The sequence below is a fragment of the Mycoplasmopsis caviae genome, from assembly GCF_024498215.1.
GTDB lineage: Bacteria > Bacillota_I > Bacilli_A > Mycoplasmatales > Metamycoplasmataceae > Mycoplasmopsis > Mycoplasmopsis caviae.
Genome location: NZ_CP101806.1, coordinates 1,024,090 through 1,048,947 on the forward strand (window position 1 = coordinate 1,024,090; position 24,858 = coordinate 1,048,947).

The following is a 24,858-nucleotide window of genomic DNA, read 5'->3' on the forward strand; positions in this document are numbered from 1 at the left end:
ATATGCAAAAGTCAAATAATCAAATTAAAATTTACACAGGTTTAGATCAAAGCAAGATTAAGAAAGAATATCGCAACAATCTTAAAAAATCTTGATTCGCTCGCAACATTGCACCTGTTGACAATAAAAGGTGACTATTTATTGAAAAAATAGTCAAATTTTTCTTAATGATTATCTTATGAATAGCAACTCCAAGACTTAGTTGAAAAAATAAAAGCAAAACCAATGAATTAATTAATAGAACATATAAAAAGTTTACCGATAAGTCTTTTGTTTTTATTCCTTTAACCACTGCCTTTTATTTTCTGGTTTCATTTGTGCCTATTATTACAATTATGATTATTTTGCTTTCTCTAATCCCTAGTTATCACACTCTTTTTATTAATGAAATTTTGGGACGAATTATACCTGGTGTTACATCAATAATTAAAATTCCTGATACATCTAAAAAAGGTGCTCAATTAACTTCACTAATTATTCTTTGCTTAGCTTCTTTATGAATGTCATCTAGTGGTTTTGGTAAATTTATTTATAGTCAAAACTATATTTATGGTCATAAAAATTTGGGTAATTGATTAACTAATAGACTCAAGGGATTACTTGTTGTCTTAAGCATTAGTATTTACTTATTTTTAGCAGGTGCTTTATATTTATTTTTCTATCAAACTTTCACTGACAGCCTAAGTATTTATTACAAAAATATTTATTTTTATATAACCTTTTCAATTTATTTATTAGTTGTGCTTTACTTTGGTTTAAGCTTGCTGTACACAATGAGCCCGAGTTTTAAACTTGGCTGAACAACTGTTTTTCCAGGTGTGTTAATCACTAGTATTCCTATTATGATTTTTATGACAATTTTTGGTTTCTTAACTTCTTTAATTAAATATGATAAGTATGGTATTATTGGCTCGTTTATGTATATAGCACTTTTTGTTTCTTATTTAACATACTTTATGTTCTTAGGAATTATTGTTAATGAAGCATATTATAAAACGTTTGTATCTTCTTACACTGTTTCAAAACGCAGTTTATTTGGCAAAATGTTTTTAAAAATATAGGTGGCTGAACCTATATTTTTTTATAAAAAGCCTGTTTTATAGGGCTTTTAGTTAAATAAGAATTATAAAAAGCAAAGTGTTTTTTACATCTATAAGTCTAGCACTATTGAGTCAATGCATTTAGTGCAATTAGAAACATTGTACTAAATTCTACGAGTCGTTCATCTGAACTTAATGAAGCGCCTGTAACTATATTTTCCGAAACACTTAATAGTGCAGCTGCTTTTTTATTGCACCTTTGTGCTGTTGCAAAAAGTGCAAAGCATTCATTGTCAACTGTTTGACATTTAGTAACTCTAATTGTGTCCTCAAGTGATCTCAAACCATAGAAAACATCACTTAAGTGACATGAGATCTCTTTTAGATCAATATTCATCTTGCTTGCTGTACTTTTAAGTTTATTAAAGATTTCTTTGTCAGGATAATTCTCCTGTTCTTTGCTTCCGAGCATTAATTCAACAAAACCTGTTCCATCAGCATAAGCTCGTTTAACTAAAACAGGTTCCTTAACATTTAACTCAGGTATATATGAACCTGTTGAACCGACTCGAACAATTACATCAACATCGTAAACGCTATAGAGTTCATAAGCATAAATCCCTATTGATGCAGAACCCATACCGCTAGCACCAATAGTAACTAATTTACCATTGTATTCTCCTGTGTAAAATAATATGTTTCTAACGCTAGAAACTAATTTAGCATTCTTTAAAAATTTTTTAGCCATATATTCAGCTCTTAATGGGTCGCCTGGCATTAACACTATTTTAGCAATTTCATCTTTTTGTGCACTAATATGAGGTGTTGGCATATTATTCTCCTTACGGATTTATATTGTATATATTATAAATCTATACTACTATAAAACAGTACCTTTGGGTAAAAACATATTTTTATGAAAAAAATTACATAAAATTTGTTTATTTATCTTTTTTAAAATAAAAAATATTGCATTTATATCAAAAAAATGAAAAAATTTCATTTTTACAGTAATGCAAATTTACTAAAAAGCCTATAAAATAGCCTTTTTAGAATTCTTCAAGCATTTTTATTTGTTTTTCAGGATACTTCTTAAGTCCAAATTTAACATACTTTTTTACAGCTTTAATTATTACTTCTTCATCTTTATTGTCACCAATAGATTTAATAAGAGAATATTCAACAAAAAGTAAGCATAAATAATAAAGTGAAACAACAAGCATTATTAAAAAAACACAAATTAGTGTTATTAATAAGATAGTATAAACTTTTGACGATTCTGCTTTTGCTTGTCAAACTGAAGCAATTGATGTAATAATTACTAAAATAACCATAAAGATAAATATCAAGCCAAAAGTTTTAATGCTCATTTGGTTCTTTATAGATAAGTGGCGCAGATTAGATCTATATACTTTAGTATATGCGTCAACTTTTTGATCAAAAGTATACTTCTTGTTATTAGAATCTATATTTTGTTTCATAGTCTTCTCCTAATCATAAGTAATATTACTAAGGTCTCTCACTCAATTTAAAATATATTTATATGTTCTCTCAAAATCTATTTTTTTGTCAATTTTGTAATTTCGCTTTTCAGCTATTTGTGCTAGAAGATTATAGGCATCAATTTCACTTAAGTCATCACTTTGTTCAACTTTAATTCCAAATTCATTGCTAATTTTTTCTGGATAATATTTGACTAAAACCCTCAAAAAGTTTTCTGCTAAAAATCTTTTTGGAAAGATATTTGTTTCAATTGAGCCAATCATTGCTAACTTAATAGCAGCACTCTGGTCTTCATGTTTAGGTAACAAAATACCTGGTGTATCCATAAAGTAAAAATTCTCTGCTATGACTCATTTTTTTACACGAGTAACACCAGGATAATTAGCAACTTTTAAACTCTTTTTTTGACTAATTAAATTAATTAGTGTGCTTTTACCTGCATTAGGCACTCCAAGAACAAAAACCTTAATATTACTTGTTAAAAAGCCTTTTTCTTTATCTCTTTTTATTTTTGCCTGTGATAAAACTTTAAGTTGGCTAAGTATTTGATTTCTACTTTTAGCAACTCTTAGATCAAGTCATAAGAGTTTTTCACCCTGAAATCTTTTTTGAATTTTTTGTTTTTTATTTTTGTCCATCAAATCACTTTTTGTAATAACAAAAAGTCTTGGTTTTTGAGGTGCTATTTTGTCAAAGTCTTCATTGTAACTGCTGATTGGAATTCGAGCATCTAGGACAATTAAAAATATATCAGCTAAACTTGCATTTTCCTTTATCTCACGCATAGCTTTAGCCATATGCCCCGGATATCAATTAATTAATGTTTGCTCACTGTTACTCATTGCTTTTAATTTTCTTTCTTAAATTTGTGTCAATTAAATCATTAAATTGTTTGTTTTCTAATTCAATGATTTTGTTGTTTAATCTTTGTCTTTCGCTGTTTCTTGCTTCTTCAAGTGATTCAATCTCGCTTTCAAGATCCTTTATGTAATTTCATAATTGATCTATAAATGAATCAACTTCTGGAACACTGTATCCATTTAATTCTCTTGTAAAATTTTTATTAAAAAATTTTTCGCTTTCTATTTTTTTCATAATTGCCTCTTATTTCTTATTATTATATATATTATTTAGTATTATTCCACTAGCAACAGCTACATTAAGGCTTTCAAACTCAATAGGAATATAAACTTTTTGATCACAATATTTATATAAATTTTTGCTAATTCCTCTACCCTCATTACCTAAAATTATTACAAGTTTTTTGCTATTAATTTTTAACTCATCGAGCTTAATAGAATCTTTTTCAAGGGATGTGGCTATAATGTAATAACCGTTTTTGCTCAATTCTCTTAATAGTGCTTCATTATTTATTTCCTTAATGAGTGAGATACTAAATAATGCACCTTGTGTTGCTCTAATTACCTTGTCATTATAGAAGTTAACGTTTGATATGACTGTGTCAAAGTTAAAACATGCTGCATTTCTTATTATGGTTCCAACATTACCTGGATCCTGAACATTATCAAGTAAAATTATTTTGTTGCCAATCTTATGATTAGGCTTTATACATAATGCAACAACGCCATCTGGATGTAAGAGATTAGAAATACTTTTGAGTACATTTTCTTTTACTAATGTGGCTGTTTTATAGGTGTTTTTGTTTTCTAATTCAAATATTTCAACTACTAAATTTTTAGCCAAAGCTTCATTTACTAAATGATAACCTGAAACTAAAAAGTAATCACTTTTGTTGTCTTTTTGAATCTGTTTTAAATGCTTAATTTTAGGATTATTAACACTTGAAATTACTATTTTTTCCATTTCAATAAAAAATCCTTTTCTTTTTGAACTTCATATAAACTTAAATTATTAAAGTTTAACTGTCTCATAATTTCATAACCCACAATAGCAACGGTGTTAGCTAAATTAATTGATCTCATTTCGCTCATCATTGGAATTCTAAGACAATTATCTAAATTAGATTGCAAAATTTCCTTGTCAATTCCAGTTGATTCCTTACCAAACATAACTCAAATTTCTTTATTACTTTTATATTCTTTTTTGAAATTTACACTTGTATATGTTTTGAGACCATATCTTGTCAAATAATAAATGTTTTTATTTTTATATTTTTGATAAAAATCATTATATGATGAATGAATTTCATGTTCAATATCGCTGAGCAAGCGTCCTGCTGCTGGCCTTGATAAATACTTAGGATCAAGATCAAAACCAATAGGTTTAATAATATGAAGCTTTGCACCTAGTGCAAAACAAGTTCTTATTATATTTCCTGTGTTTGGTGAAATTTCAGGTTGAAATAATACAATATTAAGCATCTTGAACTCCTTAAATTAATAAATTAATTTTAATACAAATATTGCTAATAATGAATAAGTATTTTGCAGGGTTAATAAAAAAATCAAGCTTCTGTGCCTGATTAATTATTAAATTGTATATAGTAATTATTAGTATTATTTTTTGCTTGTTGCTTTTTTAGTTGTCTTTTTTTCAGTTTTAGGTTTATCTTTTGATTCGTCTTTTTTAGTTTCTTCTTGCTTATCTTTGGCAAAATATTCTTTAATTTTCTTATCTAAAATTTTAGTTAACTCATCTTTTGCTTTTGAATATTCAGCAAAACCTTCTTTATCATACTTAGCTAAAATTGTTTCCAAAACAACAAATGTTTCTAGCTTCTTGATAACATCGCCATCTTTGGTAATTTTCCCGTTTTCATCAAAAAATGCATTTTTAATAATATCTGGTTCAAAACCCATACTATATGCGATTGAAAGTATTCTAGATTCAAATTTTTCTTTTTCAAATGTTGCTTCAACTGAGTTAAAAATTTGATTACTAATTGTTTGGTGCTTAACCTTATTAATTTGATCCTTGGTTAAAAAATCTATAAATTGTTCTTTAGTTTTGCCTAAAAGCTTAAGATATTCATAAAATTTAACTTTTTGTCGTTTTAAGTTTGATTCAACCTCAGAAAGAGCTTCTTTAACTTGATCCTTTACGAATATTTTATGAACTTCAAACTTATTCTTTTCAAGAAATTCATCAATTAGCAATTCAAAGAATTTTTCAATTGATTCATCAAGAGATGATATTTCAAGTGTCAATTTAACTTCTTTTTTCAAATCATCTATGTTCTTAACATTTGCCATTTTCGGTAATTGAACTGAGTTTATATTTTTTTCAGTCAATTCAACATTTTCTTTTCTTCTTGCATCAACAATTTCCACTTCAAAAATTGCTGGTTGACCACTAAGTTTATCAACACCATAATCTTTTGGAAATGTTACTTTTACTTCGCCTTTTCAACCAATTTTCTTGCCTACTAATTGTTCTTCAAATGTATCAATAAATGTTTTTGAACCTAGTTTAAGATCAAAATTTTGTGCTTCTCCACCATCAAATGGTTCATTGTTAACAAAACCTTTATAATTAAGTGTTACGAAATCGCCAATTTTCGTTTTTTCATTTTTTTCAAGTGTTATAATTAATGCATTTCTTTCAAGTGATTGTTTAATAAAATCTTCAACATCTTTCTTTGTAACCTTTAGCAATTCAAATTTTGTTTTAGGAGACTTAATTTCAATTTTTTCAAAGTCAGGTAAAAGTGGAAAAATCAAATCAAGTTCTGCACCTTTTTGCGGATCAAAGTTTTTTAATTCCATTTGTGGAATAAATGCTAATCTTTTATATTGACTTGTTAATTGTTCTTTTATTGAAGCATAATTTTTAGTTCAGTAAGCGTCAATTGCATCATTTGCAATTTCAAGTGGATTAATTCTTTTATTAATTTCATGTTGTGGAGCTTTACCAGGTCTAAAGCCAGGAATTTTAATACTTTTAACTTTTTTTTCTAATGTTTCTGCATAAAGTTTTTCTCATTCTTTACCATTGATTTCAAGTTTATATGTTAGTTCGCTTTTCTTTTCATCAATAGTAACATTTTTGTTATTATCAGCCATAATTCTCCTTAATATGTTTTCATATAATATCTAATAATGTATTTTAATTTTATTATATTAATTAGATTTAAAAAGTATTTTATCTAAATTGGAAAAGTGAAATAGTTATTTAAAATTAAGAAAACCAAACACACTATTGACAAAATTCAGCATATTTAGTGTGTTTGATTTTTTATCAATGATATTGAGATCTTTGGATATATTTTTTTCTCAAAAACCTTACAAGTGGGTAGACTGAAGTTGCAAGAAAGCCACACATAAGAGGTTCGCAAGTTATGTTAATAGGATGTGTAATAATCCATTCTTTAATTGGGAGCAAATTCTTTAAATTTCCGAATAATTTATTGTGTAAATGCTGGAAAGACAGAGTTAGTGAAATGTTTAAAATTGCCGCAATAATTGCTATTAATATAAACTTTCAAATTCTTATCTCTTTTTTGACATTAAGTACTATATATAAGGCATATACAATTAGTGACATTAGTAATCTAGGCAGTACAGAGATATCAAAATATTGATACTTTACAACTCCTAAAATATAGGCTGCAAACATCGAACTAAGTCCAAAACCAAGACCACATGAGAAACTTCCAATAAAACCAAGATGAAATGTTGCAAAAACAACAATGAATGATAAGAAAGTAATTTGCGTAGGTCCTAATGATATAAATCCTAAATATGGAACAAATATTGAAGCAAAAAATCAAGCTAAATAAAAAGCTAATGTCGTAATCAAGAAAATTAAAAGAGAAGTCTTAGATATTTTTTTATACTTTCATAAAATAATATTTACAAACTTTCTTTTGTATTTTTTGTTCAAATTCATAAAGGTATTATAAAGCATAATATTTAAAGGTACTCCATTTTGAAAAATACACCTTTTGTTTTTCATACCAAATGATTTAAATGGCGACATTAATTTTCAAATAATCATTAACTAACAAACAAATTCGCTTGTTTTTGTATAACTTAACATTCTTTACTAAAAAATCTATAAAAAAGGCTTATAAGAAAATTCAATGAATATGACCTTGAACATTTCACAACAGGTACAAAACCCACAATTAAATTTTGCAGTTTAACAAAAAAACATCATTCCATTAAATGAATGATGTTTCAAGAAAATTAATTTAACGTTTAGATTTATCATAGTTGACACCAGCAGCTGCAGGTCCTGGAGACAATTTGCTAAATGCAACTAACGATATTAATGTAAACACAAATGGAACCATTCCAAATAAAGCACCATAATTTGTTAAGTCTTTTTTAAAGAAACCTTCAGAAAATGTTTTGAATGCTGGTGCATCCTTTGCTAGAACAGCCATATAATAGAATATTGAGAATATAAACGAGCATATAAAAACATATAAAACGTTTCAGTGTCCCATAATCATAATAGCAAGTGCTAAGAAACCAAGTCCACTAACTGAACCATTAAAACCCCTTGTTGATTGAACAAATATTCCACCAGCCAAGCCAGCTAAAATACCTGAAATTACTATACCTTGTCATTTATAACTATAGACATTAATACCTGCGACGTCCACGGCTTGGGGATTTTCACCAACAGCTTTAAATCTTAGCCCTCATTTTGAATATTTTAACATTACAAATGCTAAGACCATTATTCCAATAAATATAAATAATTTCAAACTAATTATATTTTTGAACCCTGTTGGTGCAAGTGATAACTCTTGGACATTAAACGAAACTAATTGTTGGGCATCCCCTAATACTTCTTTTGAACAAAATACTGATGCAACACCAACTGCAAGAATGTTTAATGCTACACCAGAAATTGTGTGCTCGGATTTTAATATAATTGTGGCAAAACCATGAATTAAACTAAATAAAAGTCCACCAATTACAGCACCAATTAGAAGCACAAATTGTAAATATGGAGTTTCTGTCTCACCAAAACTTTTACCAACTGCTGCATAACCGAGAGCGCCCATTGCCATTGTTCCTTCAATACCAATGTTAACAATTCCGGCACGTTCACTAAATAAACCAGCTGTTGCTGCAAGGCCTAAAACAATAGCATAGAAAAAAACATTTTGAATTGATGTTTCTAAAATATCCATCATTTTATTTTACCTCCATAAGTTTAGTTATTTCTCTAAATCTTGAATAATGTTCAAGAGATTTAACTCTATCTGTTGTTTTAATTAAATCATTGTAAATCTCACTGTTATTTTTCTTAAATGCCCTAACTTGTTGATTACACTTTTGTGCTAATTCAACAAGTTTAATTTTTAATTCTTCTTTTTTATCACTATTTTTTTCTGAATTAAATTGCTTTTTGGCTGAATGATATTGATTTCTAAGCATAAAAAATTCATTGTTAAATTCTATTTTTGCTAATTCCAAACCTCTATCAAAGTTTTCGAAGTATTGATTTTTTAAATCTTCATTCATTAAGCCAATTTTAACTTTTTGTTCCATTTTTTCTTTTTCGGATTGTACATATTTAAATAAATTATTTAAGTGAATTTTATTTTTTGTATACTGAATATTGAATATTTGTATCAGAAAATATATTTGAATTCATTGATATATTCTTCTTTTTTTAGTCTAAATTCTGAAAGAACTTTTATTTTGCTTGCCTGATAGATATTTTTAAGGTCATGAATTTCATTGTATCCCAATTGGTCTAATTTTTGTTTTAATTCTAATTTTTGTTTAGCAACATTTTGGAATAATGTCTCCACTTCCTTGGAGTTCATTTTATTTTTGTTTTTACCAATTTTTAATAATACAGAATTATCAAGTTCTTTAATTTGTGCTTTTATTTTAGCAAATTGTGGCTTGTTCTTGTTGTAATTTTCTTTGGCAACAACTAAATTCTTCTTATAAGTTTCTTTATATTCTTTTATTTTTGCTTTTACATTAGCCTTTTCTCTTTTATAAATACTTTGAGTATTTAAAGCAATAGCTCTTCTTAATATATTAATAGGTCTAAAATTTGAAAACGAGCTAGATAACGCTGCAGTATAAATAATAATACCAAATATAATGTCTAGTCCACCTTCTTTAACTCCGCTTGATGAATATTCATCAGAAATAAATGTTTGACCATTATCCATTATTGAATAAAAAATTGTTGAAAAAATAATACCAATTGGATTATTTTGACCAATTAAAGCGATTGGAATTGTATTGAAACCTTGTGATAAGGGCTGACTTAGAACTGTCACAGTATATTTTGTTTCTTTAACAGCAAAATAAACAAAACCTGCAATTCCTGCTAAGAACCCTGAAAATCCAAGAGATAAAATAGTTAACAAATGTTGATTTGAACCCGAATATTCACTTGCATTCTTGTTAATACCATTCATCTTAATCTTGTAGCCAAGGGTTGTAAATGACATAATAACAAAAAGTACAATTGCAATTAGAATAAATAATATCATTCCTCATACAACAAAGTTAGCAGGATGAAATATTCCACGTAAACCTATTGAATAACTACCTGTTGTACTATTTGGATGTGGAAGAGGATAATTAACAAAAAAGTATTCTCCAAGTGCAACAACTATTCAGTTTAATAATATTGTTGAAACAACCTCATGAATCTTAAAAAATGTTTTAAAAATGCCTGCAAGTGCTGCTAGCATAAAGCCACAAACACCTGAAAATATCATAATTAATATTAAATTAAAATCACTTTTATATAGGCTTGAACCAACAGGTGTTAACTTATTAATGATTATTAATGCACTAATTCCGCCTAACATCATTTGACCAGGAACACCAATATTAAAGAATCCCGCCTTAAATGAAAAACTTACACCAGCAGTTGCAAGACCATAAACGATAATTATCAACATTAATGATTGTGACTCGCCTGTTGCACCTTTACTAAATAAGATATATAGATATTCAAATGGATTTAAATTATAAAATGATAAGAATACTGTTCCGATAAGTAATGATAAACCAATTGCTCATAACGTATTTAGTAATCTTCTTATGCCTGTTGCTGTCGATTCAGAAAGGAAAAGTTTTCTTAAAAAAGATGAAATTTTATCATTTAATTTGTCAACTAAACTTTTACTCTTTTCCTGTTGAGTCTTTTGCTTATGCATTTTTCTCCTCTCCTTTTTTGACTGTTTCAGCCATTAATAAACCAATTTCTGCTCTTGTGTATTCCTTTGATGGTCTTACACTAAGAATTTTACCTGAGTTAATGACAGCAATTGTATCTGCAAGAGCTAAAACTTCATCTAATTCATATGAGATTAAAATAATAGCTTTTCCTGCTTCTTTTTCTTTAATTATTTTTGAGTGAATCAATTTAATCGCCCCAACATCAAGCCCACGTGTTGGCTGAACAATTAATAATAATTCATGCTCAGTGGCCATTTCACGACCTACGATTGCTTTTTGTTGGTTACCACCCGAAAGCGATCTAGCAAGTGATATACCGTCATTTGTTCCACGAACGTCAAAATCAACTTCAATTTCTTTAAAAAGATCTCTTTTCTTCTTAAAATTAATTAGTCCAAAGGGTGCAAATTCCTTATAGTTAAGTCTTCTAAGAATTGAATTATCTTCAATATTGAAGTCGAGAACCAAACAATATTTATGTCTATCACCTGGAACAACATTAATTTTAGAAACTTTATTTCTTTTGTTAACGCCTCATTTTGCTATGTCTGTTCTAACAACTTTTTCAACTGTTTTATTTGTTTCTGGATTCTTAACAGTTTTTTTAATATTCATAAATATTGAACCAGACTTAGGTTTTAATAATCCATATATTGTTTTTTCTAGTGTTTCTTGTCCATTACCTTCAACACCAGCAAAAGCTAAAATTTCACCAGGTCTAACTTTAAACGAAACATCATGGAGTGAAACATTAGCTTTAACATTTACGTTTTCAAATTCTAATACTGGCTCAGAATTTGGATTAGCAATTTTACCATCATTAAGTGGTAAAACAACTTTTGAACCAACCATTGCTTCAGCCATTTGCTCAATAGATGTTGTTGCTACATCAAATGTGCCAATTACTCTACCTTTTCGAATAACTGTCGCCTCATCAGCAACCTCTTTAACTTCATTTAATTTGTGTGAGATAAATATGATTGTCTTTCCATTTTCTCTAAAAACTTTCATCGTTTCAAGAAGACCTTTGATTTCTTGGTCTGTTAAAACGGCTGTAGGTTCATCAAAAACTAAAATATCAGCATCTCTATAAAGCATTTTCATAATTTCAACTTTTTGTTGAGTTGCAACTGATGCTTTTGATGTTTGTTGTTTTAAGTCAAATTTAAGATTATATAAATCTTGAATTGCTTTGATTTTTATTGAAGCTATACTTTTATCTAGAAAATTGAGTCTTGGTAAGGTAAATTCAGAACCCATTATTACATTTTCTAAATTTGTATAAACATCAACAAGTTTAAAATGTTGGTGAACCATTCCAATACCAAGGTCGTTAGCTTGGTTTGGATTCTTAATAATGGTTGTTTTGCCATTAATTTTAATAGAACCCATCGTTGGTTCATACAAACCAAATAAAATTGATGTCAAAGTGCTCTTACCAGCACCATTTTCACCAATTAAAGCATGAATTGTACCTTTTTTAACTTTGAATGTAACATCATCATTGGCACGAATACCAACAAAATCTTTTGTAATGTGTTCAAATTCTACTGCATATTGTGTTTCCATATTTCTCCTTTCTATTATTTTATTCATAAATATAAGACACTAAAAGTTATTCTTTTAGTGTCTAGTTTAGTTATATTATACTAAGTTTATTTTCTTGTTTCAGCAGCAAGATAATTGATATACTTGCTTGTATTACCATTTTCAATCATTGATTGGTTAACTGTTGTTAATCTATTTTCAATTTCGGTCTTATCGTCTAAATATTTCTTAACGCCCTCATCTAGTGCTTCTTGTGCCTTCTTTTGTTCTTCTTCACCATAAGCATTTAGTATACTTGCAGGTGCAACACCTACAAATGATTTTGTTACATCATCTTTGTTATAAACTAGAGGAGTTGATTGTGGATCAGACATACCTTCCACAAAACCAGATACAATTGTTGTGCCGCCTGTCGAATATAATTCAGCTAACACAGTATAGATTGCTTGACCAACACTCTTTGTTACAGAAGTAAAGAATGGTGCTTTTTTATCATATGCTTTTCTTTGGTCAGCATCAACACCAATAATAAGTTGTCCTTCTTTTTTGACGGTTTTCATTTGATTACGCATTTCAGCAGTAATCGAACCAGCAACTGGAAATACAACTTGTGCATTTTGAATACCTTCAACTGCCTTTTTAGAAATTGCTGTATTGCTTTTAAAGTTTGTTGATAAGTTAATTGTATCAGCAAATGATTTAACTTTTTTATCTGGATTCTTTTCGTTTCAATAAATCATTCCTTTAAATAAACCTTCAATAAAATCAGTAACTGCTGGATAAGGAATACCACCAAAAGTACCAACTGTTTTTTGTTCAGGTTCGGTATATTTTTCACCTAGGTATTTAGAAATAGCATATCCTGCCATAAAACCAGCTTGTTTTGTTTCAAACAATAATGAAATATAATGGCCTTTAAGTTTTTCATTTTCTTCTTTATCTTTATTAAATTCATCAAATTGAGCTTTTGCATCAAAATCAGTTGCAATAAATACAATCTTGTTCTTTCTTATTATTTCTACATATTTATCATCTTTTAAAAATTTTGACAATGCATCTCCATGAGTAAAACCGTTAAGAACTAAGTACTTGAAGCCACTATTGATTGCGTTTTTATATGCGTCAATTAACTTATTGTCTTTTGGTTCAACATATGAATTGTGTAAACCTCTTTTAACAGTTGGTCCATTAAGTCCTAATTCATAAGATAACTTATGAAGTGCTTCTCAACCTGATTGGTTAAATGATTTATCCTTAACATTACCCTCATCTGTTATAAATATTGTTCTAGGTGCATTTTCAATAGTATAACCATCCTTAAGTTTTATATTCTTAATTGATTTAATATCAGCTAGTGTTTTAAGTGTTTTAATACCATCACTATCTACAATTTCTTCAAATTTTGTTTCTCCACAGCCAGCAGATAACATAATTGGTGTAAATGCTGCTGCTGTTCCTAGAATTGAAATAGCTTTCAATGAAAGTTTTTTTGACATATTATCTTCCTTAAATATAGTTAATGTGTTCTTCATGTTCTTAAGTTATTTAATACAAAATACTAATAAAAAGAACATAGTTAAATTATAAATAATCCTTAATTATTCGACGTTTTTAAGTGTATAAAATGGAAAAAATAACATATGTATTAAAACTAAAATTACTTTTGTAATTGGTTATATTTTAATTCACTAATTTATATTTTATTGTTCCCAATCTCTCTATTATTAGGATTAATAAGAAAAAATAAATTATATGTGATCATATATTAGCTACTTTAGTTCATTTTAGTTTATGCATTTTTCCTAAATGCATTAGTTCTAATAAAATAGCGACAAATTTTAATGATGTATTTATCAAAGTATAGTCAATAAGTATTTATATTTTGCTAAAAAATAAAAAACCAAAATGCTATAAAAACAGCAATTCCTAGCTCATTATATTATCTATAAACTGTAATAATTGGAAATTCTTTTGTAAGCACTTTAACTTGTTTTTTAGATTATATGTTAGTGTTTTATTTTCTAAAATTGTTTTATGACTTCTTAAAATTGTGTCAATAATTTGTGCAAGTTGGTTTCATTTAGAAAACTTTCTTGAAGTCATTGCTGCACTTCCTAATCTTATTCCGCTTGCAACCATTGGACTTAATGTGTCAAAAGGAACTGTATTTTTATTAACAGTAATGTTAAATTTACCCAACAACATTTCAGCATCCTTACCTGAAATCCCATAACTTTTGTAAACATTAATTGTAAATAAATGATTATCTGTTCCACCCGAAACAATTGAAACGCCTTTATCTAAAAATGCTTGTGCAAATTCTTTTGAATTTTCAACAACACACTTACCATATTCCTTAAATGAGGGCAATAGTGCTTCGCCAAAAGCAACTGCTTTGCCTGCTATTGCATGAAATAGTGGCCCGCCTTGATATCCAGGAAAAACTCAACGATCAATTTTTTAGTTTAATTCATCATTGTTAGTCATTATAATTGCGCCTCTTACTCCCCTTAGAGTTTTGTGGGTTGTAGTTGTGATAATATCTGCATAAGGTACTGGACTTGGGTGAACTCCAGCGATAATTAAACCAGAAATATGTGCAATATCAGCCATTAGATATGCGCCACAAGCGTCGGCTATTTCTCTAAATTTAACTCAATTTATTATTCTTGAGTAAGCAGAATAACCACAAATAATTACTTTTGGCTTTTCTCTAATAATTAACTCTTTAATAACATCATAATCAAGTAGTCCGTTTTCATCAACATCATATGAAACACTTTTGTATAAAAACCACTAAATGAAATCTTATATCCATGAGTTAAGTGTCCACCTGAAGCAAGAGAAAGCCCCATAATTTTTTCACTGGATTCGCTAGTGATGCAAGTGCAGTGCATTAGCTACACTACCTGAATAAGGTTGAACATTAACGTATCTAACATTAAATAATTCTTTTGCTCTCTCAATGGCTAATTTTTCAACAACATCAACATTTTCACATCCACCATAATATCTTCTCTTAACTTTGACATTTTTTCGTAATTTTTTACCAATTTACCTATAAATAAGCAAGATAAAAAATTTTCACTTTTTTAAAAATGTGTTACCATTATAATACCATTTATGGTATAATTTATATATGTTTGTTAAAATTTCAAAGATAAATGGCATTGAATATGTCAAAATAGCCCGTAGTGTTAGGGATAAGGAAACAAAAAGGTTAAACAAGTTATTGTTAAAAGACTTGGTAAACTTGAAGATTTACTAAAAGAAGATCCAAACTACATTCAAAATCTAAAAAATATTATTCAGAACTCTCAAAACAAGAAAGTCAAAGAAAAATTGAACTAGCAAAATTTGGTGAAATATTTATGAATTTTATTGAGGAAGATTCAGATGAGATTAACTATACAGAATTAACAAGAGTTAAGCGTTTTGATGAACTAGAAAATGAAAATCTTTTCGACATAGAGAAGATTAAAGAGCAATTTAGTAATTCATCAACCGAATTTGAATTTTTCAATTATGGTAATCTAGTTTACAAAATAATTTATGAAAAATTAAAACTAGATAAACTAATGAATTCAATAAAATCAACAACTCAAATTAAATATGATTTCAATAATATTGTTCAAAATCTTACCTATATGAGAATCCTAAATCCTTGTTCAAAATTAAGAACTTATAATGAATATGAAAATCATTTTTGCAAAATGATGATACATTAAAATCTCATTATCGTTCACTTGAAATATTAGGTAAAAAAGACTCGATATTATCAAGCATATAAACAATGTTTTAAACAAGATAACAAATAGAAAAATAAATAGAGCATTTTACGATGTTACAACTGTATATTTTGAAAGTTTTACCGCTGATGACTTAAGGTTGCATGGTTTTTCAAAAGACCAAAAAGTTAACGAAGTTCAGGTTGTCTTAGGTCTAATGACAGATGCTAATGGATTACCAATAAGTTTATAAATTATTTCCTGGAAATACAAGTGATTTTAAGACTTTTGTGCCTTTTATACAGGAAGTTAAGGAAAATTTAGGTATTGAAGATATTACAATAGTTGCAGACAGAGGATTAAATTCAGGTCCAAATTTACTTGAAATAATTAACTCAGGTTACAAATTTATAATGGCTCAAAAAATTAGAGATGCCAAGAATAAAGTTAATGGAATTCTAGACCTTGAAACATATGAAAAAATGGGCGAAGAATTCTTTATGAAAGATGAAAAAATGGTTAAATTTGTGCCTGATAATGACAAGATTAAACAAGAAATTCCAGGAAATTAGTATTAACTTATTCAGAAAAAGAGCAAAAAAGACAGATATGACAGAGAAAGATTAGTTGAAAAAGCGAAAAATTAATCAAGAATAGCCAGTCAATTGCAAGGTCTGAATTGCAAAAAGGTGGCAAGAAATATCTTGATTATGATGTTAATAAGATTACACTAAAAGAACAAAAAATTGAAGATGATGTAAAATGAGATGGCTTTTATGGTATATTCACAAACAACTTTGAGATGACAAATGAAGAGGTTTTGTATACTTACAGAAAACTTTGACAAATTGAAGAATCGTTCAGAATATTAAAGACAACATTTGAAGTTAGACCGATTTATCTTTGAAAGAAAGAAAGTATTGAAGGACATTTTGCGTTGTGTTATTTGGCATTAGCAATTCATAGATTATTAGAATTCTCACTTGAGTCAGTTATACATCCTTTTAAGTTTACTATAGACAATATTGTTAGAGCATTAAGGAAACTTTGACTAGTTGTTTTTAAAGATGCAAATAGTTCAAATAAGTACTTTTTAAGGTTAAAAGAACCGATTATTTATAAGTGTTTAAGGCAAGTTTTAGGTATAAAAAGAATTCCAAAATGAGGAAACACAAAAGAACTTAAACTATGGTAACACAAAATTGATAGATTAAAAATTTACTAATACAGTCTATTTTATAGGTGTATTAGTAAATTTTTTGATAGAAAATGTCAAAGTTAAGAAAAAGAACATAGTTAAATTATAAATAATCCTTAATTATTCGACGTTTTTAAGTGTATAAAATAATGGTTTTATTTTATTTTGTCCACCCTGTTTTTATCTTTTATTTTGTCCATTTTTAGGTTTCAATTATTATTTTAAAAAGGAGAATTTAAATTATGGAAAATCTTGTAATTAAAACCAGATTTCAAGCAGTTGATACAGGTAAAACAACTGATTATGAAGATAAAAAAATTTTAGATTTAAAAAATTCAACAATATTGAAATAGACCAAATGCCGAAATATCAAAAATATTAGGAAAATTGGGTTGTAGAACATCAACAAAAACAATTAAAAGATATAGAAATCAAATATTGATTGCATCTACAAATAACCAAGATGCAATCAGTATATCACATGGTAATAAAAATAAACTTAGGGGTGTGAAAGTAAGTGATTCAGTTATTATTGATTTAACTAATAGATATTATGAATTAGTGGAACATATTGAGAAAATATCAAAAGGTGATCTTAGTGTAGCCTTGTTGCATTTTTACAATAATGAGTCTTACTAATGATGAAAAAAATTGTTGCCTTTCACTACCTTTTATAAAAGAATGCTTAGACTTGGTTATTGCAGTTCATATGCAACGAGAAAAGTAAAAAATGAGCTTAAGAGAAGAAGAATGTTTTTAGAAAACGGTCAAGATATTTCTAAAATCGAGGCACAGTTTATTAAAATTTATGAAAAAATTCTAAATAAAAATCCATTAAAGGTGTTTACCAAAATAAAAGTTCTGACTATGATTTTGGGCAAATTATTGAAATTGATGCAACACCACTTCATCTTTTTGGAGAAAGTAAGAAGTACCATATTTATAATGCTTGTTGATGCGGCAACAAAAAGTTTGTTAGCAATCTGAATTGACATTGAGGAAACAACAATTGGATATCAAAATCTTCTAACACAATTATTTAAAAGGTATGGCATTCCACAAGTAATAATAACGGATAGAAGAAGAACTTTTGAGGTTCAGATAGTACAAGAACAAGTATGGAAGAAGCACTAAATGCAAGAGGAATTGAACTTATAACAAGCGAGCAATCCAAAGGCAAAACCAAATGTTGAAAGATCATTTTGAACATTGCAAAGATGAATAGGAACATTCTTTCATACAAACGGAATCAACTGTTTTGAAGACTTTTTGGGAAAAATTGAACTTTTAATTGATGAATACAACAAACAATTTAAAAAGGCCGAAGCAGTAAGTAAAAAATCAAATGTTTTTAGAAAGCCAAATACTGAAATTTTTGAAGAAGAGATGAATCTTGTAATTAAAAGAAAAATAGTTAATCATACTGTGAGATATGACAACAAATATCTTGCTCCATTTGATAATAATGGCGCTAGGGTTTCTATGTTTGAAAGTGGAGAGGCAAAGTCTTATGGTAACTCCTGAAAATAAATTATTCTTTGTTGAGGGGAAAAGAAAATATGAAGCCAGAGTACCGAAAGGAAACGAATTGAGCGCAATCGATGTATATGCAATATCAAAAATCTTGATCCACAACATCAAGGTGTAAGAGCCTACAATTAAAACCATGCTTCATAATAGAACATGAACATCCAGTACATTTGAAAAACTTGAAAATATATTTAAGAATTCTGCAAACCCAAACAATAAAGACATTGAATTTATTAAAAAACTATTAAGTGAAAATCTTGAAAAGTTAAATGATATTACAAAAGAAATGAAGGAATTTATTGACGCTAATTACAAATCATTTAAGTAAGTTTTTCTTGTTTCTTCTTTTTAAAAAGAAGAAAGCCTGTCTTAGCAAGACAAAAAGAAGTTTTGCTTCTTAAGACCGACAGGTCTTAATAAGAGCCAACGGCTCAATACTTATTAAATAAGTTATTTTTTATTTCAATCAACAATTTATTTGTTGATTGAAGAATATTTAAAAAGAAATTAACAAATGATGTCAATCCCCAAAAGTTATGAAAAAACTTTAGGATTGAAGACAAAATGAATTAATTAAAAGCAACTTCTTAATGATGTTGTATGTTTTAATATGCAAAATTTTAAAAAATGTAATTTAACATTTAAAAATGCGGTAAACCTTAATGTTGTACACACAAAAACAAAAAATAACACATTTTTTTGCTGTTTTAGTTAAAAAAATAGCCAAACTTTTATGTGTTTTGGCTATAATTTTTACAACCTTAAAAATTGGACAAAATAGAAGAAAATTATCATTATTCGACGTTTTTAAGTGTATAAAATGGAAAAAATAACATATGTATTAAAACTAAAATTACTTTTGTAATTGGTTATATTTTAATTCACTAATTTATATTTTATTGTTCCCAATCTCTCTATTATTAGGATTAATAAGAAAAAAATAAATTATATGTGATCATATATTAGCTACTTTAGTTCATTTTAGTTTATGCATTTTTCCTAAATGCATTAGTTCTAATAAAATAGCGACAAATTTTAATGATGTATTTATCAAAGTATAGTCAATAAGTATTTATATTTTGCTAAAAAATAAAAAACCAAAATGCTATAAAAACAGCAATTCCGGCTCATTATATTATCTATAAACTGTAATAATTGGAAATTCTTTTGTAAGCACTTTAACTTGTTTTTTTAGATTATATGTTAGTGTTTTATTTTCTAAAATTGTTTTATGACTTCTTAAAATTGTGTCAATAATTTGTGCAAGTTGGTTTCATTTAGAAAACTTTCTTGAAGTCATTGCTGCACTTCCTAATCTTATTCCGCTTGCAACCATTGGACTTAATGTGTCAAAAGGAACTGTATTTTTATTAACAGTAATGTTAAATTTACCCAACAACATTTCAGCATCCTTACCTGAAATCCCATAACTTTTGTAAACATTAATTGTAAATAAATGATTATCTGTTCCACCCGAAACAATTGAAACGCCTTTATCTAAAAATGCTTGTGCAAATTCTTTTGAATTTTCAACAACACACTTACCATATTCCTTAAATGAGGGCAATAGTGCTTCGCCAAAAGCAACTGCTTTGCCTGCTATTGCATGAAATAGTGGCCCGCCTTGATATCCAGGAAAAACTCAACGATCAATTTTTTTAGCTAATTCATCATTGTTAGTCATTATAATTGCGCCTCTTGCTCCCCTTAGAGTTTTGTGGGTTGTAGTTGTGATAATATCTGCATAAGGTACTGGACTTGGGTGAACTCCAGCGATAATTAAACCAGAAATATGTGCAATATCAGCCATTAGATATGCGCCACAAGTGTCGGCTATTTCTCTAAATTTAGCTCAATTTATTATTCTTGAGTAAGCAGAATAACCACAAATAATTACTTTTGGCTTTTCTCTAATAGCTAACTCTTTAATAACATCATAATCAAGTAGTCCGTTTTCATCAACATCATATGAAACACTTTTGTATAAAAAACCACTAAATGAAATCTTATATCCATGAGTTAAGTGTCCACCTGAAGCAAGAGAAAGCCCCATAATTTTTTCACCTGGATTCGCTAGTGATGCAAGTGCAACTGCATTGGCTACACTACCTGAATAAGGTTGAACATTAACGTATCTAACATTAAATAATTCTTTTGCTCTCTCAATGGCTAATTTTTCAACAACATCAACATTTTCACATCCACCATAATATCTTCTGTATGGATAACCTTCTCCATATTTATTTGTTAAGACACTTCCGGTGGCTTTTAGCACATCTTCTGAAACATAGTTTTCAGATGCAATTAATTCAATGTGTTCATTTTGTCTTTTAATTTCATTATTAATAGCTTCTTCAATTTTTTTATCTAATAATTTAATTTTTTTGTACATAAGAAACCCCTAATTACTTATTGAATTGATTATTTATTTTTTTAATTTCTTCGCTTTTTGCTACAACTCTTAATGTTACATTTTTAACATCTTCTTTAATAAATTCATCAATTTGATATATGTCAAAAACTAATGCAACATTCTTAATTTCTTTAACTTTTTCATCTATTGATTGATACAATCCAATTGAAAAAGTTAAGTCAATATTTTTTAACGGAGATGAATTATAACTGTTAAATAATTCATATTTGTTTTTTGGCTCTTTTTGAATTTCACAAACTCATGCATCAATATTGCTATATGAAGGGTGTGTTTTACCTAATCAACCTATAAAACAGCCTTTCTGGTAAATTTTTGCTGAAACGTTTGGGTGGATTAAATCATTATCATTAAAAGGTTTGAATTCAAGATTTGAATCATTTAAAAAGTTGACAACATCTTGCTTAATTTGTTCAAATGTTTTAGTATTTGATAATAATCCATAAACATATTTGCCATCATTTATCATGCCATATTCAAACAAGTTTAAACGACTCATTTTTCGTTTAATATTATATTGTGCTACTTCTAACATTGAGGGAACAATTGAATTTCTAATTGCTTCTCTTTCTTTTGAAACAAATGTTTGAAGTTTTAGATTATTTTCAAAACCGAAAGGATTGAATTTTAGTCCCTCAACATTTACTAAAGTGAACGTTCTAATTTCTTGGTATCCCATAGATTGAAGTAAACTCTTATCATTATTTCTTTTATTAATTTTAAATGGATAAATTGATGGAGCCTGAATTTTAAATTTGTCATAACCATAAAATCTAAAGTATTCTTCAATTATATCCTCATAACAATTTAAATCAGTTCTATATGTCGGGGTTGATAAGCGATTATAAAAAATTTTAAAACCTATTCTTTGTAGTTGATCTTCAACCTTTCCAAATTCGTTATCTAATTCTTTAATTTGTAGCCCTGAATATTTAGCTAACAGTTTCTTTTGCTGTAAGAAAAATTTATTTTTTGTTCTCTCAGGCAAGTTAACAAAAATCGATGTTGGTTGCTTATCATCAATAGCTTTAAATTTAAGGTATTCCATTCCAATTCTAACTAATTCAGTACTTAAAATTTTTCCGCCTTGAAGTGATGAAGCTGTATCAATTTTAATTTCTTTTGAGCCATGTCTTACATCAGATGGTTTAAAATTGCCTATTTCAAAAACTACATATTTACTTTTTTTATCAGCAGATGTTTCTTCAAGACCCATGACAGAAGCTAATGAAACTACCTTATCATCTGAAAAAATTGCTAATGTGTCTTTTACTTCAACTTCTTTACCACCTATGATTGTAACTTTTCCACTAAATTTTTTGCATGTTAAACTAGTTCCGATCTTATCTCGATCATAAACATGAGATGGTACGCCTGTATAAATTAGGCACAAATTAGTGGCATCGACTGCTCAAATATTTTTTGCATCAATATTATGTTTTGCTAATATTAATAAATCTCTTAATTTTGTGTCTTTATGTTTAAATCTACATTCAAGAAAACTAAGAGCTTTTGCCTCACCATTGTCAACATTTAAGACTTGTCTATGAATGCCTGCCTTGTGTGTTTTCTTATAACTAAATCACTTAAAAGGTGTTTGATAGTAGGCAGCAATTTCTTGTGCAAGGACATAATAACTATTTGAATCTCCTCTATTTGCTGGTGTTGTGATATCAAAAATATAGTCATCTGACTCAAAATATTCAAGTGGGTTTGCACTTAAATCAAAGTTTCTTGTTGGATTAAGTAAAATAATGTCATCAACCCCAAAAGGTAATTTATTCTCATCAAAACCAAGTTCACTAAAACCTGAAAGCATACCTTGCGAAACAACTCCAGCCATTTCTTTTGATTTAAAAACTAAATCGCCTTTTTTACTACCTTCAACAAAAGCAACAGTTATTTTATTTTTTTGTGCATTTTTAGCTTTTGTTTGTATTGTAAGTTTTTGGTTGTCTACTTCAACATCAACAATAGTTAAGCCATTAGAATTAGGGTTTGGTCTAGTATCCAAAATTTTAGCAAACTTAACACCACTAACATCACTGAATTTTTTAACGCTTTCAACTTCATAGCCTAAATTATTGATAACTTTTTCAACTGAAATATCAAGTTTAATTTTTGGCATAAATTTATTCAATTCTCTTAACGAAATAATCATTTTAATCCTTTCTTAAATCTCAATTAATTGGGTTAGTTAATTGCGAATTCACTCTTTTAAAGAATTTTGAATCTTTAAAACTGTTACTTGTTTTTGAATAAGCAAGTGGAGAAGGATGAGAAGTAATAATAATTTGCTTTTCATCTATTTTATAGTCTTTTTGGACAATTTCTAGAACCTTTTTAGCATCATTGCCTCATATACCGAAAATAACATTTTTATTTTTGCTTAATATCTGTTTTATTAAATTAATTACAAAAATTTCTCATCCAAAGTTCTTGTGACTCAAGGGTGAATTTTCATTAACACTTAAGCAAGTGTTTATTAGCAAAACGCCTTGTTTAACTCAACTTTTTAAGCTAAATGTTTCAATAATTGTTTCGGGGTAATCTTTTTTCAACTCTTTTAAAATATTTTGTAAACTTTTCGGACATTTATCACTTTGTGTGCTAAATGCCAAACCATCCGCTTGACCTTTTAAATAATAAGGATCTTGACCGATAATTATTAATTTTGTTTCTTCTACTTCAAAATAATTGAGAGCTTCAAACCTTAGGCTTTCTGGTGGAAAAATATTATTTTTCTTCTCTTCTACTTTAATCTTGCCAATAAGTTCTTTATAATACTCTTTTACTTCTTCTTGCTTTAAAAATTCTTTAAAACTATTCTTCATAATTAAATTGTTGTAACGTTCTTAGGTCGTTTTTGTAGAATTCTCTAATATCTTTAATGTTATATTTGATCATTGCTAAACGCTCAATCCCAATTCCGGCAGCAAAACCATTAAATTCTTTTGAATCATATCCTGCCATTTCCATAACATTAGGATGCAACATACCTGCTCCAAGAACTTCTATTCAGCGTTCCTTATAAAAAACATCAACCTCGACGCTTGGTTCAGTAAAAGGAAAATAACTTGGCCTTAATCTTAATTCAATTTGTTCCTCAAAAACATATGAAAGCAATGATTTTAATGTTCATATCAAGTTATTAAAACTTACACTCTTGCCAACACTAACAAAGTCGAGCTGCGTAAATTGATGTGAATGAGTTGCATCATCTTCATCATTTCTGTAAACTTTACCAATAGCAAAATTGTTCATCTCCTTATTTGCATTTCTTTCAAGTTCAAGAGCACTAATACCTGTGTTATGTGTTCTCAGAAGTACTGTTGGATTTAAATATAGTGAATCATGCATAGCTCTTGCTGGGTGGTCGCTTGGTATGTTTAATTTTTGAAAATTGTAAACATCGTTGACTATTTCACTTTCTCTTGATTCAAAATAACCATTTTGAATAAATCAATCACGAAGTCTATTTTCTATAATTGTGATTGGGTGAAGTGAACCTGGAACATTAGTTGGTTTAGTTACATCAACATATTGTTTTTCAATGATATTTTTATATTTTTCAAGTTCAATTTTTAATTCAGCCTCTTTAAATTTTGATTCATAAAAGTTTCTTAAATCGGAGATTTTTTGACCAATCTCTTTTTTTTCTTCAACGGATGCAGTTCTAATTTTGCTTTGTAATTGAACAATTTCTGAATCTTTTGAATAAGCCTTATTTTTAGCTATCTTTAAATCTTCTAACGTTTTAATTTCTTCTCATTTAATATCAATCATA

General features: G+C 28.0%; 28 protein-coding genes and 1 pseudogene. 10 read left to right on the top strand and 19 right to left on the bottom strand.

The window, feature by feature from the left end:
* The first annotated feature begins 2 nt into the window (after nt 1–2).
* On the top strand, nt 3–1,061 hold the full coding sequence (locus NPA07_RS04935; protein WP_126118288.1) for a YihY/virulence factor BrkB family protein: 1,059 nt from the start codon (nt 3–5) through the stop codon (nt 1,059–1,061).
* A gap of 103 nt (nt 1,062–1,164) precedes the next feature.
* Here the strand turns inward: NPA07_RS04935 and NPA07_RS04940 are convergent, their stop codons facing one another.
* The 15 genes and pseudogenes from NPA07_RS04940 to NPA07_RS05725 all read right to left on the bottom strand — a co-directional run bounded on the left by NPA07_RS04940 (nt 1,165) and on the right by NPA07_RS05725 (nt 15,238).
* Nucleotides 1,165–1,872 carry a purine-nucleoside phosphorylase gene (locus NPA07_RS04940; protein WP_126118287.1) on the bottom strand — a complete coding sequence of 236 codons (708 nt, stop codon included), beginning with the start codon at nt 1,870–1,872 and terminating at the stop codon, nt 1,165–1,167.
* A gap of 217 nt (nt 1,873–2,089) precedes the next feature.
* Entirely contained in the window at nt 2,090–2,521 is a 432-nt protein-coding gene (locus tag NPA07_RS04945; protein WP_126118286.1) for a hypothetical protein, read from the bottom strand.
* A gap of 9 nt (nt 2,522–2,530) precedes the next feature.
* A complete protein-coding gene (gene ylqF / locus NPA07_RS04950) occupies nt 2,531–3,385 on the bottom strand; it encodes a ribosome biogenesis GTPase YlqF (protein WP_126118285.1) in 855 nt (284 codons plus the stop codon).
* A complete protein-coding gene (locus tag NPA07_RS04955) occupies nt 3,378–3,638 on the bottom strand; it encodes an MAG0865 family DivIVA-related protein (protein ID WP_126118284.1) in 261 nt (86 codons plus the stop codon). The genes ylqF and NPA07_RS04955 overlap by 8 nt, the downstream gene beginning before the upstream one ends.
* 9 nt (nt 3,639–3,647) lie before the next feature.
* Nucleotides 3,648–4,367, bottom strand: a complete 720-nt coding sequence (locus NPA07_RS04960) for a TrmH family RNA methyltransferase (RefSeq protein WP_126118283.1) — start codon at nt 4,365–4,367, stop codon at nt 3,648–3,650.
* Nucleotides 4,355–4,885 (bottom strand): tRNA (cytidine(34)-2'-O)-methyltransferase, encoded by a 531-nt coding sequence (locus NPA07_RS04965; protein WP_126118282.1) that lies wholly within the window; start codon nt 4,883–4,885, stop codon nt 4,355–4,357. Before NPA07_RS04965 ends, NPA07_RS04960 begins: the two co-directional genes overlap by 13 nt.
* Before the next feature lie 135 nt (nt 4,886–5,020).
* Nucleotides 5,021–6,526: a trigger factor gene (tig, locus tag NPA07_RS04970; RefSeq protein WP_126118281.1), complete on the bottom strand. Its 1,506-nt coding sequence runs from the start codon at nt 6,524–6,526 to the stop codon at nt 5,021–5,023.
* Between the two features lie 172 nt (nt 6,527–6,698).
* Nucleotides 6,699–7,352 (bottom strand): hypothetical protein, encoded by a 654-nt coding sequence (locus NPA07_RS04975; RefSeq protein ID WP_235659544.1) that lies wholly within the window; start codon nt 7,350–7,352, stop codon nt 6,699–6,701.
* A 304-nt stretch (nt 7,353–7,656) separates the two neighbouring features.
* Entirely contained in the window at nt 7,657–8,613 is a 957-nt protein-coding gene (locus tag NPA07_RS04980; RefSeq protein ID WP_235659543.1) for an ABC transporter permease, read from the bottom strand.
* A 1-nt stretch (nt 8,614) separates the two neighbouring features.
* Nucleotides 8,615–8,971, bottom strand: coding sequence for a hypothetical protein (locus NPA07_RS04985; RefSeq protein ID WP_256553174.1), 357 nt, complete (start codon nt 8,969–8,971; stop codon nt 8,615–8,617).
* A gap of 38 nt (nt 8,972–9,009) precedes the next feature.
* Nucleotides 9,010–10,614, bottom strand: a complete 1,605-nt coding sequence (locus NPA07_RS04990; protein WP_256553175.1) for an ABC transporter permease — start codon at nt 10,612–10,614, stop codon at nt 9,010–9,012.
* Nucleotides 10,607–12,205 carry an ABC transporter ATP-binding protein gene (locus NPA07_RS04995; protein WP_126118278.1) on the bottom strand — a complete coding sequence of 533 codons (1,599 nt, stop codon included), beginning with the start codon at nt 12,203–12,205 and terminating at the stop codon, nt 10,607–10,609. Before NPA07_RS04995 ends, NPA07_RS04990 begins: the two co-directional genes overlap by 8 nt.
* Before the next feature lie 86 nt (nt 12,206–12,291).
* Entirely contained in the window at nt 12,292–13,680 is a 1,389-nt protein-coding gene (locus NPA07_RS05000) for a BMP family ABC transporter substrate-binding protein (RefSeq protein WP_164535718.1), read from the bottom strand.
* Between the two features lie 430 nt (nt 13,681–14,110).
* A pseudogene (locus NPA07_RS05700) lies at nt 14,111–15,081 on the bottom strand (serine hydroxymethyltransferase).
* Nucleotides 15,059–15,238: a hypothetical protein gene (locus NPA07_RS05725; RefSeq protein ID WP_408634434.1), complete on the bottom strand. Its 180-nt coding sequence runs from the start codon at nt 15,236–15,238 to the stop codon at nt 15,059–15,061. Before NPA07_RS05725 ends, NPA07_RS05700 begins: the two are co-directional and overlap by 23 nt.
* An 85-nt stretch (nt 15,239–15,323) precedes the next feature.
* Between NPA07_RS05725 and NPA07_RS05010 the strand changes: the two genes are divergently transcribed.
* The 9 genes from NPA07_RS05010 (at nt 15,324) to NPA07_RS05050 (ending at nt 18,968) form a co-directional block, all read left to right on the top strand.
* The gene (locus tag NPA07_RS05010; protein ID WP_256553176.1) at nt 15,324–15,452 is read left to right on the top strand and encodes a hypothetical protein; all 129 of its coding nucleotides are present in this window, start codon (nt 15,324–15,326) and stop codon (nt 15,450–15,452) included.
* A gap of 103 nt (nt 15,453–15,555) precedes the next feature.
* The gene (locus tag NPA07_RS05015) at nt 15,556–15,912 is read left to right on the top strand and encodes a hypothetical protein (protein ID WP_256553076.1); all 357 of its coding nucleotides are present in this window, start codon (nt 15,556–15,558) and stop codon (nt 15,910–15,912) included.
* Between the two features lie 290 nt (nt 15,913–16,202).
* Nucleotides 16,203–16,484, top strand: coding sequence for a hypothetical protein (locus NPA07_RS05020; protein ID WP_334303156.1), 282 nt, complete (start codon nt 16,203–16,205; stop codon nt 16,482–16,484).
* A 107-nt stretch (nt 16,485–16,591) separates the two neighbouring features.
* On the top strand, nt 16,592–17,107 hold the full coding sequence (locus tag NPA07_RS05025; RefSeq protein ID WP_256553177.1) for an IS1634 family transposase: 516 nt from the start codon (nt 16,592–16,594) through the stop codon (nt 17,105–17,107).
* Between the two features lie 390 nt (nt 17,108–17,497).
* Entirely contained in the window at nt 17,498–17,749 is a 252-nt protein-coding gene (locus tag NPA07_RS05030) for a hypothetical protein (RefSeq protein ID WP_256553178.1), read from the top strand.
* Nucleotides 17,750–17,791: 42 nt separating this feature from the next.
* The gene (locus tag NPA07_RS05035; RefSeq protein WP_256553179.1) at nt 17,792–18,244 is read left to right on the top strand and encodes a hypothetical protein; all 453 of its coding nucleotides are present in this window, start codon (nt 17,792–17,794) and stop codon (nt 18,242–18,244) included.
* A 75-nt stretch (nt 18,245–18,319) separates the two neighbouring features.
* Entirely contained in the window at nt 18,320–18,640 is a 321-nt protein-coding gene (locus NPA07_RS05040) for a hypothetical protein (RefSeq protein WP_256553180.1), read from the top strand.
* Nucleotides 18,621–18,758, top strand: a complete 138-nt coding sequence (locus tag NPA07_RS05045) for a hypothetical protein (RefSeq protein WP_256553130.1) — start codon at nt 18,621–18,623, stop codon at nt 18,756–18,758. Before NPA07_RS05040 ends, NPA07_RS05045 begins: the two co-directional genes overlap by 20 nt.
* A gap of 18 nt (nt 18,759–18,776) precedes the next feature.
* Complete coding sequence (locus tag NPA07_RS05050; protein WP_256553072.1) at nt 18,777–18,968, top strand: hypothetical protein; 192 nt, start codon at nt 18,777–18,779, stop codon at nt 18,966–18,968.
* An 807-nt stretch (nt 18,969–19,775) separates the two neighbouring features.
* On the opposite strand, the gene glyA is transcribed toward NPA07_RS05050, so the two are convergent.
* Genes glyA through pheS form a run of 4 tightly spaced genes read right to left on the bottom strand, consistent with a single transcriptional unit; the run spans nt 19,776 to nt 24,857 of the window.
* Nucleotides 19,776–21,032 (bottom strand): serine hydroxymethyltransferase, encoded by a 1,257-nt coding sequence (glyA, locus tag NPA07_RS05055; protein WP_126118275.1) that lies wholly within the window; start codon nt 21,030–21,032, stop codon nt 19,776–19,778.
* Between the two features lie 13 nt (nt 21,033–21,045).
* A complete protein-coding gene (locus tag NPA07_RS05060; protein WP_126118274.1) occupies nt 21,046–23,232 on the bottom strand; it encodes a phenylalanine--tRNA ligase subunit beta in 2,187 nt (728 codons plus the stop codon).
* A 1-nt stretch (nt 23,233) separates the two neighbouring features.
* Entirely contained in the window at nt 23,234–23,905 is a 672-nt protein-coding gene (locus NPA07_RS05065; RefSeq protein WP_126118273.1) for a uracil-DNA glycosylase, read from the bottom strand.
* Complete coding sequence (gene pheS, locus NPA07_RS05070) at nt 23,895–24,857, bottom strand: phenylalanine--tRNA ligase subunit alpha (protein ID WP_126118272.1); 963 nt, start codon at nt 24,855–24,857, stop codon at nt 23,895–23,897. Before pheS ends, NPA07_RS05065 begins: the two co-directional genes overlap by 11 nt.
* Between the last annotated feature and the right edge of the window lies 1 nt (nt 24,858).